The 14,915-nt window shown below is 53.7% G+C and carries 12 protein-coding genes and 2 tRNA genes; 8 read left to right on the forward strand and 6 right to left on the reverse strand.

Annotated elements, in window-relative coordinates:
* Positions 1–149 precede the first annotated feature (149 nt).
* Entirely contained in the window at positions 150–1,829 is a 1,680-nt protein-coding gene (locus tag MC50_RS01240) for a sensor histidine kinase (protein ID WP_162180075.1), read from the forward strand.
* A gap of 11 nt (positions 1,830–1,840) precedes the next feature.
* Positions 1,841–2,584: a LytR/AlgR family response regulator transcription factor gene (locus MC50_RS01245; RefSeq protein ID WP_032686764.1), complete on the forward strand. Its 744-nt coding sequence runs from the start codon at positions 1,841–1,843 to the stop codon at positions 2,582–2,584.
* A gap of 64 nt (positions 2,585–2,648) precedes the next feature.
* Here MC50_RS01245 and glk read toward each other — a convergent pair whose 3' ends face one another.
* Entirely contained in the window at positions 2,649–3,614 is a 966-nt protein-coding gene (glk, locus tag MC50_RS01250; protein ID WP_032686580.1) for a glucokinase, read from the reverse strand.
* A 264-nt stretch (positions 3,615–3,878) separates the two neighbouring features.
* On the opposite strand from glk, the gene MC50_RS01255 reads away from it, so the two are divergent.
* Entirely contained in the window at positions 3,879–5,114 is a 1,236-nt protein-coding gene (locus MC50_RS01255; RefSeq protein WP_032686579.1) for an ion channel protein, read from the forward strand.
* On the opposite strand, the gene MC50_RS01260 is transcribed toward MC50_RS01255, so the two are convergent.
* Positions 5,111–6,772 (reverse strand): alpha-keto acid decarboxylase family protein, encoded by a 1,662-nt coding sequence (locus tag MC50_RS01260; protein ID WP_046851984.1) that lies wholly within the window; start codon positions 6,770–6,772, stop codon positions 5,111–5,113. The genes MC50_RS01255 and MC50_RS01260 overlap by 4 nt on opposite strands.
* A 177-nt stretch (positions 6,773–6,949) precedes the next feature.
* Between MC50_RS01260 and mgrA the strand changes: the two genes are divergently transcribed.
* Positions 6,950–7,942 carry an L-glyceraldehyde 3-phosphate reductase gene (mgrA, locus tag MC50_RS01265; RefSeq protein ID WP_032686577.1) on the forward strand — a complete coding sequence of 331 codons (993 nt, stop codon included), beginning with the start codon at positions 6,950–6,952 and terminating at the stop codon, positions 7,940–7,942.
* Between the two features lie 153 nt (positions 7,943–8,095).
* A complete protein-coding gene (locus MC50_RS01270; protein WP_032686576.1) occupies positions 8,096–8,446 on the forward strand; it encodes a DUF2502 domain-containing protein in 351 nt (116 codons plus the stop codon).
* 49 nt (positions 8,447–8,495) lie between these two features.
* On the opposite strand, the gene MC50_RS01275 is transcribed toward MC50_RS01270, so the two are convergent.
* Positions 8,496–9,734, reverse strand: a complete 1,239-nt coding sequence (locus tag MC50_RS01275) for an Nramp family divalent metal transporter (RefSeq protein WP_032686574.1) — start codon at positions 9,732–9,734, stop codon at positions 8,496–8,498.
* A gap of 346 nt (positions 9,735–10,080) precedes the next feature.
* Here MC50_RS01275 and MC50_RS01280 point away from each other — a divergent pair, with 346 nt between their 5' ends.
* Complete coding sequence (locus MC50_RS01280) at positions 10,081–11,283, forward strand: NupC/NupG family nucleoside CNT transporter (protein ID WP_032686573.1); 1,203 nt, start codon at positions 10,081–10,083, stop codon at positions 11,281–11,283.
* 42 nt (positions 11,284–11,325) lie between these two features.
* On the opposite strand, the gene MC50_RS01285 is transcribed toward MC50_RS01280, so the two are convergent.
* The 3 genes from MC50_RS01285 to MC50_RS01295 all read right to left on the reverse strand — a co-directional run bounded on the left by MC50_RS01285 (position 11,326) and on the right by MC50_RS01295 (position 13,908).
* Complete coding sequence (locus tag MC50_RS01285; protein WP_032686571.1) at positions 11,326–13,506, reverse strand: sensor domain-containing phosphodiesterase; 2,181 nt, start codon at positions 13,504–13,506, stop codon at positions 11,326–11,328.
* A gap of 211 nt (positions 13,507–13,717) precedes the next feature.
* Positions 13,718–13,793: transfer RNA gene (locus MC50_RS01290), tRNA-Ala, on the reverse strand.
* A gap of 39 nt (positions 13,794–13,832) precedes the next feature.
* A tRNA-Ala gene (locus tag MC50_RS01295) sits at positions 13,833–13,908 on the reverse strand.
* A gap of 219 nt (positions 13,909–14,127) precedes the next feature.
* Between MC50_RS01295 and MC50_RS01300 the strand changes: the two genes are divergently transcribed.
* Together MC50_RS01300 and MC50_RS01305 are read left to right on the forward strand one after the other, a co-directional pair.
* Positions 14,128–14,481, forward strand: coding sequence for a YfeC-like transcriptional regulator (locus tag MC50_RS01300; protein WP_004865414.1), 354 nt, complete (start codon positions 14,128–14,130; stop codon positions 14,479–14,481).
* 4 nt (positions 14,482–14,485) lie between these two features.
* Positions 14,486–14,878 carry a YfeC-like transcriptional regulator gene (locus tag MC50_RS01305; protein WP_032686570.1) on the forward strand — a complete coding sequence of 131 codons (393 nt, stop codon included), beginning with the start codon at positions 14,486–14,488 and terminating at the stop codon, positions 14,876–14,878.
* Positions 14,879–14,915 lie beyond the last annotated feature (37 nt).

The following is a 14,915-nucleotide window of genomic DNA, read 5'->3' on the forward strand; positions in this document are numbered from 1 at the left end:
ATCACGTTGACACCGGCCCGGCGATCAATCCCCTTTTTTTAGTGTGACTTTTCCCTATTCAACGCTTCGGCTGGCCTTCTGGCGCGAGGTTTTTTATCATGTCGCTTTCCCGCGATAGACACGGCGCACCCATGCACGAAATATTCACAATGCTGCTGGCGGTTTTTGACCGCGCGGCACTCATGTTGATTTGCCTTTTTTTCCTTATCCGTCTGCGCCTGTTTCGCGAGCTACTGCATAAATCGGCACATACACCGAAAGAGCTGCTGGCGGTTATCGCCATTTTTTCCCTGTTTGCTCTGTTCAGTACCTGGTCTGGCGTGCCGGTAGAGGGTTCTCTGGTTAACGTGCGGATTATCGCGGTGATGTCGGGGGGGATTTTATTTGGCCCCTGGGTCGGAGCTATCGTGGGGGTGATTGCCGGCGTTCATCGTTATCTCATTGATATTGATGGTGTAACTGCTATCCCCTGCTTTATCACCAGTATTGTCGCCGGGTTGTTGTCAGGGCTGATTAATCGCAAAGTGCCAAAAGCTCAGCGCTGGAAGATCGGGATTCTCGCCGGGATGCTCTGCGAAACCTTAACCATGATCCTCGTGGTCTTTTGGGCGCCGTCGTTTTCGCTGGGCGTAGATATCGTCTCCAAAATCGGGATCCCGATGATCCTTGGCAGCGTCTGTATCGGTTTTATCGTGCTACTGGTCCAGAGCGTCGAGGGTGAAAAGGAGGCCAGCGCCGCGCGCCAGGCAAAACTGGCGCTGGATATCGCCAACAAAACGCTGCCGCTCTTCCGTCATGTGAACAGCGAATCCCTGCGTCAGGTGTGCGATATCATTCGCCGCGATATCAATGCCGACGCGGTGGCCATCACCACCACCGATCGGGTTCTGGCCTACGTCGGGTTTGGCGAAAGCAACTATCGCGATAGTGATAATGACATCAGCCCCACCACCCGCCAGGCTATCGAGAGCGGAAAAATCATTATTAAAAACAATGATGAGGCCTACAGAACGCCGGAGATTCACTCCATGCTGGTCATTCCGCTACGGGAGAAAGGCGTGGTGACCGGTACGCTGAAAATTTATTACTGCCACGCCCATCGCATCACCTCGTCCCTGCAGGAGATGGCCGTCGGTCTGTCGCAAATCATCTCTACTCAGCTGGAGGTCTCGCGGGCGGAACAGCTGCGTGAAATGGCCAATAAGGCCGAGCTGCGCGCCCTGCAGAGCAAAATCAACCCGCACTTTCTCTTTAACGCCCTCAATGCGATTTCATCCTCGATTCGCATGAATCCGGATACCGCCCGTCAGCTCATTTTTAATTTGTCGCGCTATTTACGCTATAACATTGAATTAAAAGACGACGAACAGATTGATATCAAAAGAGAGCTGTACCAAATCAAGGATTATATTGCCATCGAACAGGCGCGCTTCGGCGATAAGCTGACCGTCATCTACGACATCGACGATGAGGTCAGCTGCGTGATACCGAGCCTGCTGATTCAGCCGCTGGTGGAAAATGCCATTGTCCACGGGATCCAGCCGTGCAAAGGCAAAGGCGTCGTCACCCTCGGCATCAACGAGTGCGGTAATCGGGTCCGGATTAGCGTTCGCGATACCGGGAATGGTATCGATCCTGCCGTGGTCGCGCGGGTGGAAGCGGATGAAATGCCGGGTAATAAAATCGGTCTGCTCAACGTCCACCATCGGGTAAAATTGCTGTATGGCGAAGGGCTCCATATCCGCCGCATGAATCCGGGAACCGAGATTGCGTTCTACGTGCCTAACAAGCTTGTCTCCCAGACCACTCCGGTGTCTCTGTTGCCATGAACGGAGAAAAAATGAAAGTCATCATCGTTGAAGACGAGTTCCCGGCACAGCAGGAGCTCACGTGGTTAATTAACACCCACAGCCAGATGGAGATTGTCGGGACCTTCGACGACGGGCTGGACGTGCTGAAGTTTCTGCAGCACAACAAGGTTGATGCCATTTTTCTCGACATCAACATACCTTCGCTGGACGGCGTTCTGCTGGCGCAGAATATCAGCCAGTTCGCGCATAAACCGTTTATTGTGTTTATCACCGCCTGGAAAGAGCACGCGGTAGAGGCATTTGAACTGGAAGCGTTTGACTACATCCTGAAGCCATATCAGGAATCACGCATCATTAACATGCTGCAAAAGCTGACCAGCGCCTGGCAGCTACAGCAGCAGTCAGGCAGCCAGACCGGGACGACTGCCAATCCGCAGCGGGAAAATGACACGATCAATCTCATTAAAGATGAGCGAATTATCGTGACCAGTATTCACGATATTTACTATGCGGAAGCCCACGAAAAAATGACCTTTGTCTACACCCGACGGGAATCATTCGTGATGCCAATGAACATCACGGAGTTTTGCGGCAAGCTGCCGCCAGCGCACTTCTTCCGTTGCCACCGCTCATACTGCGTTAACCTGAATAAAATTCGCGAGATTGAGCCCTGGTTCAACAACACCTATATTCTGCGCTTACGCGATCTGGAGTTTCAGGTGCCGGTCAGTCGCAGCAAGGTCAAAGAATTTCGCCAGCTCATGCATCTGTAGCAAGGGCTGATGAGAGTAGCCCGCCCGCGCACGGCGGCGCCGGAACGGGCTGGCTACGACAAGATTAGAGAATCTGTCCGAGCGTCTGGCGCAGATGCGCCCCGGAGCCCAGCAGGCCCGGATTATCGTGAACGATCAGGTAGACCGGAATATCCTGGACGAAGGCTTTAAAACGCCCCTTGTCTTCAAATCCTCCGCGGAAACCGGAAGCTTTAAAGAACTCCAGGAAGCGCGGGACAATGCCGCCAGCAATATACACGCCGCCGAAGGTGGCCAGCGTCAGCGCCAGGTTGCCGCCAAAGCGTCCCATAATCACGCAGAACAGCGACAGCGCACGACGGCAATCGATACAGGTGTCGGCCAGCGCGCGTTCGGTCACATCTTTCGGCTGGAGGTTTTCCGGCAGGCGACCGTCTGATTTCACTATCGCCCGATACAGATTAACCAGCCCCGGGCCGGATAATACACGCTCGGCCGAGACATGCCCCAGCTCCGCGCGCAGCTCTTCGAGGATAATCCCCTCTTCTTCGCTGTTCGGCGCGAAATCAACGTGCCCCCCTTCACCCGGCAGACTCACCCAGCGTTTGTCGACATGCACCAGATGCGCCACGCCCAGACCGGTGCCTGCGCCGTAGACGGCGATAGGTTTCCCCTCTACCGGCGTCGTGCCGCCAAACTGAATCAGATGCTCAGCCTTCAGCATCGGGATCGCCATCGAAACTGCCGTAAAATCGTTGATGATCTCCAGATGTGAGAACCCGAGGTTCTTTTTCATCTCGGCGATGGAAAAGGCCCACGTATGGTTGGTCATCGCCACCCAGTCACCGGTGATCGGGCAGGCGATGGCGATGCAACCGTCTTCAACCTCAACGCCCCGCTCGTCAAGATAGACGCGGACAACGGCTTCAAGACTGGGGTAATCGAGCCCGGAATAGGTTTTTGCCTGGGAAATCTCCCCGCTTGCCATATCGCATAATGCCAGTCGGGCATTGGTTCCGCCGACGTCTCCTACTAAAGCAAATTTTGTCATTCCGTTACGGCTCCACTAAAGTCAAAATGATTCTTTTGGCACACTGTAAATTCATGATGCCTTAACAACAACGACCAACGTATAAGTGCCCACAGTTTAGCGACCTATGTCACATTTAGGTTGTAATCTGTGCAAAATGATTCTCAACGCACTGCAAGATCGTCAGGCATAGCCATCAGTTTATCGTTTCAGCACCATTTGCATCGACGCCCCTCAGAGGCACGGGCAAAATCGTGCTTCACAACCTTTAAAAGGAAATTTTTCATGCTGCATCCGCGCGCCAGAACGATGCTGTTGTTATCGATACCCGCCGTGATTATCGGTATCGCTTCCAGCCTGGTATTGATTGTGACGATGAAGATTGCAGCCATATTGCAGCATGTTATCTGGTCCAGCGTGCCGTTGAGTTTAGGCATCGAAGCCAGTGGCCAGCTGTGGACTATCGCCGTACTCACGCTAACCGGTATTGCCGTGGGACTGGTGGTACGTTTTAGCCCCGGGCATGCCGGGCCAGACCCGGCCACCGAATCGTTAATTGGCGCTCCCATCAGCACCGGTGCGCTGCCGGGTCTGGTCGCCGCGCTGGTATTAGGTCTCGCGGGCGGGGTCAGCCTCGGGCCTGAGCATCCGGTCATGGTGATGAATATCGCCCTTGCCGTCGCGATCGGCTCTCGCCTGTTCCCCCGCGTCAGTTCGCTGGACTGGACCATTCTTGCCGCCTCCGGCACGATCGGCGCGCTGTTTGGCACCCCGGTAGCCGCCGCGTTGATTTTTTCGCAAACCCTCAACAGCAGCAACGATGTGCCGCTGTGGGACCGGTTGTTCGCGCCCCTGCTGGCGGCAGCGGCGGGTGCCCTGACTACGGATCTGTTCGTCCATCCTAATTTCTCGTTGCCCATCCCCGTTTATCCGCAAATGCATTTCGTGGATATCTTAAGCGGCGCTATCGTGACGCTTATCGCTATTGCCGTAGGAATGGTGGCCGTCTGGTGCTTGCCGCGGCTGCATGCGTTGATGAACCGTCTGAAAAATCCGGTGCTGACGCTGGGTCTCGGCGGCCTGCTGCTGGGGATTCTCGGCGCTGCCGGCGGACATATTACGTTGTTTAAAGGCCTGGAGGAGATGCAGCAAATCGCCTTAAGCCAGACCCTGACGGCCGGCGACTTTTTGCTGATTGCGCTGGTGAAGCTGGCGGCGCTGGTGATCGCCTCCGCCAGTGGTTTTCGCGGCGGGAGAATATTCCCCGCGGTCTTCGTCGGCGTGGCGCTCGGCTTTATGCTGCACGCCCATGTCGAGGCCGTTCCGGCCGCGATCACGGTCTCCTGCGCCATCCTGGGCATGACTCTGGTGGTAACCCGCGATGGCTGGCTCAGCCTGTTTATGGCGGCGGTCGTCGTGCCGGATACGACGCTGCTACCGCTGCTGTGTATCGTGATGCTCCCGGCCTGGCTGCTTTTGGCCGGGAAGCCGATGATGATAGCCAGGCGACGAAACGACTAGACGCGGCTGTTTCTCTCTTCCAGAGCCTGGGTTACCGCGCGCAGGAAGTCAGGAATATCCATTTTGGGCAGCATGACCTCCACCAGCGTCAGCTTATCGGAGCCAATACTGTCGGCCATCGCCTCTTCAAGCTCTTCCGTGCGCGTCACGCGCCAGCATCGGGAAGGAACATTGGGGGCGAAGGCTCCCGGCAAGCGGTTCCAGTCCCACAGCGCAATATCGTTATAACGCTGCTCCGGACCGTGAATCGCTCGTTCAACCGTATAACCCTCGTTATTAAGCAGCAGGATCAGCGGGTTCTGTTTATCGCGTAGCATCGACCCCAGCTCCTGGATCGTCAGCTGAGCTGCCCCGTCGCCCACTATCAGCACCACCCGTCTGCCCGGCGCTGCGGTTTGGGCGCCGTAGGCGGCCGGTAAAGTAAATCCTATCGATCCCCATAGCGGCTGGACCAGCAGGGTGGCGTCGGAGGGCAGCTTGAGCGCCGCAACGCCGAAAGCCGCGGTTCCCTGATCGGCAAGAATAATATCCCCGGGACGCAGCTGCTCTTGTACGGTACTCCAGAAACTGCTCTGCGTCAGGCTGCCGCCCGTCATGCTTTCCACCTCCGGCGCAGAGCAGTCTGGCAACCTCCACTCTGCTGACAGGCTGGCAGACAGAATCATTAACTCCTTAAGGGCTTGATCCATCGGAATACGGCTGAACCAGTGGTCGCCCACTCTGACGGCAAAAGGCTGAATTTCAATCGTGCGTTCAAGGGGTAAATGCTGGGTAAATCCGGCAGTGATGGTGTCGGTGAAGCGGGTTCCAACGCAGATGATCGTATCGGCGTTTTCGATTGCCTCACGCGTTTGCGGCGCGCTGGCGATACCGCTATAGGTGCCGACAAAGCCAGGCTGCTGCTCATCAAACAACCCTTTTCCCATCAGCATCGTGGCGCAGGCAATCGGCGTTTTCGCCACCCACATCCGTAGCGTATCTTGCAGACCATAGCGCTGGGCGAGGAAATCCGCCAGCAATGATACCTGCCGACTGCTGCGCAGCATCTGCCCGGCATGCTCACGGAATCCGGCCAGCTGATTCTCATCCGCAGGCGGCCCTTCGATCGCCAGACGACGAGCGGGCGGCGTCGCTTTTGCTTTCGCCACATCGGCAGGTAACATCAGATAACCGGGGCGATGGTGGGTGAGCATCTCGCTCAGCACGCGATCGATTTCGTGGCAGGCATTCCCCGCCGTCAACGTAGCCTGCGTGCAGGTGATCTGCTCGCTCATCCGCGCAAAGTGCGTGAAGTCGCCATCCCCCAGCGTATGGTGCAGCAGTTCTCCGCGCTGCTGGGCCCCGGTGCCAGGCGCGCCGACGATATGTAGCACCGGAATATGTTCCGCATAGCTACCGGCCACGCCGTTAAGCGCGCTCAGCTCACCGACGCCGTAGGTCGTCAACAGCGCCCCGGCGCCTTTGATGCGCGCATACCCGTCGGCGGCGTAAGCTGCATTCAGCTCATTCGCACAGCCAACCCATCCCAGCGCTTCGTGCGCGATGACGCGGTCGAGGAATTGTAAATTGTAATCTCCAGGTACGCCAAACAAGCGGTCTATGCCGCAATCTACGAGACGATCCAGCAGATAATCGCCAATGGTGTAAGTCGGTTGCATCTCCATACTCCTCTTCCCGTTGCAGGTGATCTGAGTATTGAATAAGCGATCCAACTGTCCAGATAGCGGTCAATAATCGGGGTGGAAAGCAAAATTTACGCCTTTGAAGTGTGTACTCCGCGCTGAACATTCTTTAGTGTAAACGTATACACAACCTGTTCTATCTGCGGAGGAAGTATGGTTTACCAGGCAAATGCGGCACGATATCAAACGATGGAATACCGCCGTTGTGGCCGGAGCGGATTAAAACTCCCGGCCATTTCACTCGGCCTCTGGCACAATTTTGGCGACGAAACGCGGGTGGAAACCAGCCGTCAGCTGCTGCGACATGCCTTTGATCTTGGCATGACCCATTTTGATTTAGCCAACAATTACGGGCCGCCCCCGGGCTCGGCGGAAAGCAATTTCGGCCGCATCCTGCGCGAGGACTTTTTACCCTGGCGCGATGAACTGATTATCTCCAGTAAAGCCGGCTACACCATGTGGGACGGCCCTTATGGCGACTGGGGATCGCGTAAATACCTGGTCGCCAGTCTCGATCAAAGCCTGAAGCGGATGGGGCTGGAGTACGTTGATATCTTCTATCATCACCGCCCGGATCCCGAAACACCGTTACAGGAAACCATGCGTGCGCTGGACCATCTCGTGCGCCAGGGCAAGGCGCTGTATGTCGGGCTTTCCAACTATCCGCTTGAGCAGGCTGCCGAAGCGGTGCGCATCCTCAATGACCTCGGAACACCGTGTCTGATTCATCAGCCTAAATATTCCATGCTCGAGCGCTGGGTTGAGGACGGACTGCTCGATTTTCTGCAGGCTGAAGGGGTGGGAAGCATCGCGTTTTCACCGCTGGCGGGCGGTCAACTCACCGACCGCTATTTACAGGGTATTCCGGCAGACTCCCGCGCCGCCAGCGGCAGTCGCTTCCTGCAAGCGGAGCAGTTAACCGAGGCGAAGCTCGAGAAGGTTCGTCAACTGGACGCGCTGGCCGGGGCCCGCGGGCAAAAGCTCTCACAGATGGCGCTGGCCTGGGTTTTACGGGAAGAGAAAGTGACTTCAGTCCTGATTGGCGCCAGTAAAACCACCCAGCTTGATGATGCCGTGGGTATGCTGGCGAATCGCCATTTCAGCGCCGAAGAGTGTGCGGCAATTGACGCCATCCTTGCGGCGTAAACTCAATTTTACTTTAGCAAAAAGTGCTCTTATCCGCGATTTAGGAGTTCATCCAATGCTGCGGGGCTTTACCGCCCCGTAATATCACGTTAACAGGCCCAATGAGCGCCAATATCATCCGGTGCTCAGGCCCCGATCGTGAAGGAGAAGAGTATGTTCAGGTCACTGATTCTGGCTGCGGTGCTTTTGGCCTCAGCGCCACTGGTTGCAAATGCCGGAGAGATCACCCTGCTGCCATCTGTAAAATTACAAATAGGCGATCGTGATAATTACGGTAACTACTGGGACGGTGGCGGCTGGCGCGACCGTGATTACTGGCGTCGTCACTATGAATGGCGCGATAACCGCTGGCGTCATCACGATAACGGCTGGCATCGCGGCTGGGATAAACGTAAAGCCTACGAACGTGGCTATCGCGAAGGCTGGAATGACCGCGATGACCGACGCGGCGGCTGGGGTCGCGGACCAGGCGGCGGTCGCGGCCACGGTCATGGCCATCATTAATCAAAAAGGGGAGCCAGATGGCTCCCCTTTTTGATGGCTATCGACATGATTACAGCCCGAAGATCGTGCCGACCAGCAGCCAACCATTGAGCAATACCACAACGCCAACAATCGCCCACCCCGTCCGTTTCACCCACAGGGTATTGACCAAATCCCCCATCAGCTGCGAATTACTGGTGAAAATCAGCAGCGGGACCAGCGCCAGGGCGATCCCAAAACTCAGCAGTACCTGGCTCATCACCAGAATTCTCGTCGGGTCCAGTCCCATCATAATGACAATAAACGAAGGCAGCATCGTTACCGCACGACGAAACCACAGCGGAATATGGAAGCGAATAAAGCCCTGCATGACGACCTGTCCTGCCAGCGTTCCCACCACCGTCGATGACAACCCTGCGGCTACCAGACTCAGGCCAAAGATGGTGGCTGCCGCGTGGCTTAACAGCGGTTCCAGCGTCAAATATGCCTGATCCAGGTCGGCAATCCCCGTGTGGCCATTAAAGTGAAATGCGGCGGCGGCGGTGGCCATCATCGCCAGGTTAACAAACCCGGCAATGGTCATCGCTATCGCAACGTCCCAGCGGGTGGCGTGATAACGCTCTTTTCGCGTACCGTCGTGCAGATTCTGCGTTAACGACGAGTGTAAATAGATGACGTGTGGCATGATCGTCGCGCCGAGCACGCCGGCGGCAAGGAACACGGCTTCACCGTTTGGCAAACTCGGGACGATCATCCCTTTCGCCAGCGGCGCCAGCGCCGGTTGGGAGAAAATCAGCTCCACAATGTAGGCGGCTGCAACAAACAGCAGTAAACCACCGATCGCTTTTTCCAGCGGCTTTTGCCCGCGACGCTGCAGCATCAGGATTAAGAAGGTGGCAATCCCGGTTAATATTGCTCCCTGCAGTAACGACACGCCAAGAATCAGCTTAAAGCCAATGGCCGCCCCAATAAATTCGGCGAGGTCGGTAGCCATGGCGATAATTTCCGCCTGCACCCAGTAAAACCACACCACCGGGCGCGGATAGTGATCGCGAATCTGTTCCGCCAGGTTTTTACCCGTAGCAATACCGAGCTTTGCCGATAGCACCTGAATCAGCATCGCCATCAGATTTGCCCATACCACTACCCACAGCAGCTGGTAGCCAAAGCTGGCGCCAGCCTGAATATTGGTGGCGAAGTTGCCGGGATCGATATATCCAATGGCAGCAATGAACGCAGGCCCCATCAATGCGAGCTTCATCTTGCGCGCTGCGCGACCGCTGCTATTCTCAACGCGACTGCTAGTCATTTTCTGCCTCTGAAATATAGCCTTTGCTATGTTTTATGTTATCAAAATGCGAATGATTATCAAGTTCATTTAGGAAGATGATCATTATTGCTTTGATAGGGGGAAACGATAGCGGCTAACAACGAAAAAAGTGGCATTGATGAATTCGCATCTCGCCAGTTCACAGATTAGTACAATCTAAGCAACTTTTAAAACCTTTACGCTACATAACAAAAATGTATGTTTGATCACTAATTTGGTGATTGGTCACAGTTCATTGCAATAGTGTGGATTTGATCTCGTTTTCTTTAGTCTTGTTACATAGAATGTGCACAGAAATTTAACCTGCCTCATATTTGGAGCAAATATGGACCGCGTCTTGCATTTTATCCTCGCGATCGTAGTGGTGGCTATACTGGCCCTTCTGGTCAGCCATAACCGTAACCAAATTCGTATTCGTTATGTTATTCAATTACTTGTCATTGAAGTTTTGCTGGCATGGTTCTTCCTGAACTCTGATATCGGTCTGGGTTTTGTGAAAGGCTTCTCCGAGATGTTCGAAAAACTTCTCGGCTTTGCAAACGAAGGGACAAACTTCGTTTTCGGCAATATGAATGACAAAGGCCTGGCTTTCTTCTTCCTGAAAGTTCTCTGCCCTATCGTCTTTATCTCTGCGCTGATCGGTATTTTGCAGCATATTCGTATCCTGCCTGTGGTCATTCGCGCCATTGGTACCGTGCTGTCCAAGATTAACGGCATGGGCAAACTGGAATCATTCAACGCCGTCAGTTCCCTGATTCTGGGCCAGTCAGAAAACTTTATCGCCTATAAAGATATTCTGGGCAAAATGTCGCGCAACCGGATGTACACCATGGCTGCAACCGCGATGTCGACCGTCTCCATGTCTATCGTCGGTGCCTACATGACGATGCTGCAGCCTAAATATGTCGTGGCTGCGCTGGTGCTCAACATGTTCAGTACCTTTATTGTCCTGTCGCTGATTAACCCGTATCGCGTCGAAGAAAGCGAAGAAAACCTGCAGATGTCCAACCTGCATGAAGGTCAGAGCTTCTTTGAAATGCTGGGTGAATACATTCTGGCCGGCTTTAAAGTTGCCATTATCGTTGCTGCAATGCTGATCGGTTTCATCGCCTTGATCTCCGCGCTGAACGCCCTGTTCGCTACCGTTACCGGCTGGTTTGGCTACAGCATCTCCTTCCAGGGGATCCTTGGCTACATCTTCTATCCGGTGGCCTGGGTGATGGGCGTCCCGGCAGGGGAAGCGCTGCAGGTGGGCAGTATTATGGCCACTAAACTGGTGTCTAACGAATTTGTGGCGATGATGGATCTGCAGAAAATTGCCAGCACGCTTTCTCCACGCGCTGAAGGCATTATCTCTATCTTCCTGGTCTCCTTCGCCAACTTCTCCTCTATCGGGATTATTGCCGGGGCGATTAAAGGCCTGAACGAAGAACAGGGTAACGTGGTATCCCGCTTTGGTCTGAAGCTGGTTTACGGTTCGACTCTGGTGAGCGTGCTCTCGGCGTCTATCGCCGCACTGGTTCTGTAAGCTGACAAGATGATAAAAAAAGCCGGGCTTGCCCCGGCTTTTTTACGCCCGCAGCTCACTGAGCGGCCGCGGCTTGCCGATTAAATATCCCTGCAAATAGTCGACGCCTAATGCCAGCAGTTTCTCTTTTTGCTCTTCCGTCTCAACGAACTCCGCCACCACCGTCATATTTTTAACTTTCGCCACTTCAATAATGGATTTAATCATAATCACATCCAGCGGCTCGCTCTCGAGATCGCGGACAAAACAGCCGTCAATCTTTACGATATCCGCCTGCAGGCGCTTCAGACGTTCGTAGTTGGCGTAACCCGTACCGAAATCATCAATGGCAATAGCGCAGCCAAAATCCCGCAGCAGATCAATGTTATGCATACTTTCTCCCGCATCGCTGAACGCCTGCTCTTCGGTAATCTCGATGGTGATGGCCTCCGGCGACAGCTGATAGCGTTTAAACAAGGCGATAATCTGCGCGGCGCTATCATTTTGCATCAACGTGTAAGGCAGCAAATTAACCGAAAAATGTTGCCCCGGGTACTGATGCAGCGTGCTGAAAAGCATCTCCAGCACCAGCATGTCAAAACGCTGGCTCAGGTTGAACTGAACAATCAGCGGAATAAACTGGTCTGGCGTCATCATCGACTGGCCACAGCGCATCCGCGTCAGGATTTCATGATACCCCTCGCCGGCCGAATTCTGGATCGGCTGGGCATACAGCACAAGATCGCGTTCATTCAGCGCCCGCTTCACCTGGGTCAACATCCGAACCTGCTCGCTGGTTTGGTCAGAAACCTGCTCTTGCGCGGCGTCCAGTGCCAGCACCTGCCGACCGTTCCCTGCCTGCTCTGACAGCCAGCTCAGTTGGCCCAGCATGGGATGCAGCTCTTCTTCGATGCCGCGATGTCTTGCCCAGGACGCGCCAAACTCCAGATCCAGTGTTTGATTATGCCAGCTGAACTTCTTGTGATTTAGCATCGCCACCATATGACCCAGCCGCGCGGAAGGATCTGGGCCGCCTAAAACCAGTAATAACTCGCTCCCCGGCAACTGGAAGAGTTCATCCCTTTCCCCCAGCAGCGGCCGTAATTTGCTGGCAATTTGCTGTTTGCAATGCACCCCCATCATCATGCCGTAATGACGGCTGAGAAAGTCGAGGTTAGCGATCCGTAAGCTGCTGATGACGAAATCAGCATCCTGGCGCAGATAGCATTCCAGCGCGCGCAGGTTCGGGAGCCCGGTTAACGGATCTTCCTGGGCCTGATCCCGCCATCTGAGTTTAATTCGTTCGTTCTGGCCGTAAATATCTACCATATAAAACAAACAGATGGTGAATGAGATCAGCACGGAAAGCACAAATGACAGGGAGTATTCAGTCTGGACACCTTGCAGAAAATTTTGATTATAGGCAACGAGTAAAAATGCCGAAACAGACCAGGAAATACGAATTAATACATGGCCCAGGCGGCTAATGCCGATAAAATAGAGAATGAAAATAAGTGGGACTAAATAACCTGCAATATAATCAGAATTATAGGGGGCGCAAAGCACCAGCAATATGGCCCCCAGCGCCATAAACCAGTACAGGGTAAATGCCCGTCGTTCGCGGGTAAACCATGGCTGGCAATGGCGCCGCCAGAATAATTTTGCGTAACGCGGACTGATAAGCATCCGCATTGGGTAATAAAAGAAGGTGGTAAATATTAACGCCGCGCTGATCAGGCTTTGTATATCAATAATAGTATACACGGCCGGCATCCCTTTGAAATAACTAGAGATAGCCAGCGGGAATGCGAAAAACACGCCGACCAGATACATGGTCAGTTTCATTAACACCGGTGCAAAAAAAGCGCCCCAGAAAATCCGCGTCCCCATATACTTTGCCGTCAGCCCGCTGCGCCAGGTCCTGCCAATCAGCATTCTGACAATCGCGCAGGACACCAGCACTGAAAATAGCTGGCAAAATAGCAGCAGCACCGACTGCAAGGCCGTCAGGGGAAGGATGATATGATTAGTAATAGCAAACGAAATAATTAATGGTGCGATTGCGTAGCGGCCAAAAATAAAGATAACCGCATACATCATGCTTAATGGTAGCCAGGCGAGAAAAACCTGATTCCCGTCGACGATAGCCAGAGGTGAAATAAACCTGGCTAATGGGATCGAAATTAAACAAACAACCAACGCGAGAAACGTTTTTCTGATATCAATGTTAAAATTATCAATCATTATTGTTAATAAAAACTCCGGCGCTGGATAATACTATTTTATATTGAATAAAATACTAAAGGGGATAATAAATCCAGGCAAGAAAATAACCTGAGGAAGAATCTTAAATTACATAGAATTCTAATGGCTGTAAGTTTTCTGACTTAACCAGAAAGTGCTTTACATTCGCGATGGCAAAAAAAAACCCCCGCCGTAGCGAGGGTTCTGAATTTGGTGGAGCTAAGCGGGATCGAACCGCTGACCTCTTGCATGCCATGCAAGCGCTCTCCCAGCTGAGCTATAGCCCCACAAGTGTTTTACGAACCAAACCTGATGGGAACAGTGTTTGGTGGAGCTAAGCGGGATCGAACCGCTGACCTCTTGCATGCCATGCAAGCGCTCTCCCAGCTGAGCTATAGCCCCGAACCGTAAAACGTGTCGTGTTGACGGGCGGCATAATATGAATTCCTTCGTCAGGTGTCAACGGCAAAATGAAGCCTCGCAATTTGATCGCTGAAAAAGCAGGCAACTCGCTGACATTGCGAGCCTTATCGCAGGTAGACGTTAAACATGTCACTCTTTCGCGTAAAAGGATGCTATAACATGAGCAACTAATTCCCACATTTTTACTCAGGAAATAGTATGCTCAAGGAACGAATGACACCTGAAGAAATTGCGCATCTTACCGGGTTCAGCCGGCAGACGATCAATAAATGGGTACGTAAAGAGGGATGGCAAACATCACCACGTCCCGGCGTGCAGGGCGGTAAGGCGCGTCTCGTACACGTTAATGAGCAGGTCAAAGAATTCATTCGCAGCGCGCAGCGCGTGGCGGAACCCTCCCCTTCTTATTCTCCGGCAGAAAACGACCTTGAACCCTTGCTGCTGACGCTCAGTAAAGAGATGACTCCCGGGGAACAGAAACAGCTGATGTCGCTACTGCTGCGCGAAGGCATTCGCGGGTTACTCCAGCGGCTGGATATTCGTGACCAGTAATATAATGATGAAACTAAAAGATAAAATGACGCCAGCAGAGCTGGCAGAATGCCTTGGGCTGGCCAGACAAACGATTAACCGCTGGGTCAGAGAACAAAAATGGCGCACCGAGACTATTCCCGGCGTAAAGGGTGGTCGCGCTCGTCTGATCATTATTGATAAGCCGGTCCTCGATTTTCTGGCCAATATTCCGGCACTCCGTCATCTGCTGACCGAGCATCAGCTGGCGGAACCGTCCAGCCACTATTTTGTTAACGATGCTGGCGTTATCTGGCGGCAGATTGCCGAGACGCTGCATCTGATGACGGCTGAAGAGCAGCAGCGCCTGCGGGACCTTCTTGCCCGTGAAGGCATCAGTGGGTTCCTGTCGCGTCTCGGTATTGCCAGTCAGAAATAGGTAAAAAAAACGGCAGGATATATCCTGCCGCTTCGTT

It is taken from the genome of Klebsiella planticola (assembly GCF_000783935.2).
Taxonomy (GTDB): Bacteria; Pseudomonadota; Gammaproteobacteria; order Enterobacterales; family Enterobacteriaceae; genus Klebsiella; species Klebsiella planticola.

Excerpts from the sequence above, each read along its gene's own strand:
- MC50_RS01240 (WP_162180075.1), top strand. The coding sequence starts at position 150 with ATGCTGCTGGCGGTTTTTGACCGCGCGGCACTCATGTTGATTTGCCTT.
- MC50_RS01245 (WP_032686764.1), top strand. The coding sequence starts at position 1,841 with ATGAAAGTCATCATCGTTGAAGACGAGTTCCCGGCACAGCAGGAGCTC.
- glk (WP_032686580.1), bottom strand. The coding sequence starts at position 3,614 with ATGACAAAATTTGCTTTAGTAGGAGACGTCGGCGGAACCAATGCCCGA.
- MC50_RS01255 (WP_032686579.1), top strand. The coding sequence starts at position 3,879 with ATGCTGCATCCGCGCGCCAGAACGATGCTGTTGTTATCGATACCCGCC.
- MC50_RS01260 (WP_046851984.1), bottom strand. The coding sequence starts at position 6,772 with ATGCAACCGACTTACACCATTGGCGATTATCTGCTGGATCGTCTCGTA.
- mgrA (WP_032686577.1), top strand. The coding sequence starts at position 6,950 with ATGGTTTACCAGGCAAATGCGGCACGATATCAAACGATGGAATACCGC.
- MC50_RS01270 (WP_032686576.1), top strand. The coding sequence starts at position 8,096 with ATGTTCAGGTCACTGATTCTGGCTGCGGTGCTTTTGGCCTCAGCGCCA.
- MC50_RS01275 (WP_032686574.1), bottom strand. The coding sequence starts at position 9,734 with ATGACTAGCAGTCGCGTTGAGAATAGCAGCGGTCGCGCAGCGCGCAAG.
- MC50_RS01280 (WP_032686573.1), top strand. The coding sequence starts at position 10,081 with ATGGACCGCGTCTTGCATTTTATCCTCGCGATCGTAGTGGTGGCTATA.
- MC50_RS01285 (WP_032686571.1), bottom strand. The coding sequence starts at position 13,506 with ATGATTGATAATTTTAACATTGATATCAGAAAAACGTTTCTCGCGTTG.
- MC50_RS01300 (WP_004865414.1), top strand. The coding sequence starts at position 14,128 with ATGCTCAAGGAACGAATGACACCTGAAGAAATTGCGCATCTTACCGGG.
- MC50_RS01305 (WP_032686570.1), top strand. The coding sequence starts at position 14,486 with ATGATGAAACTAAAAGATAAAATGACGCCAGCAGAGCTGGCAGAATGC.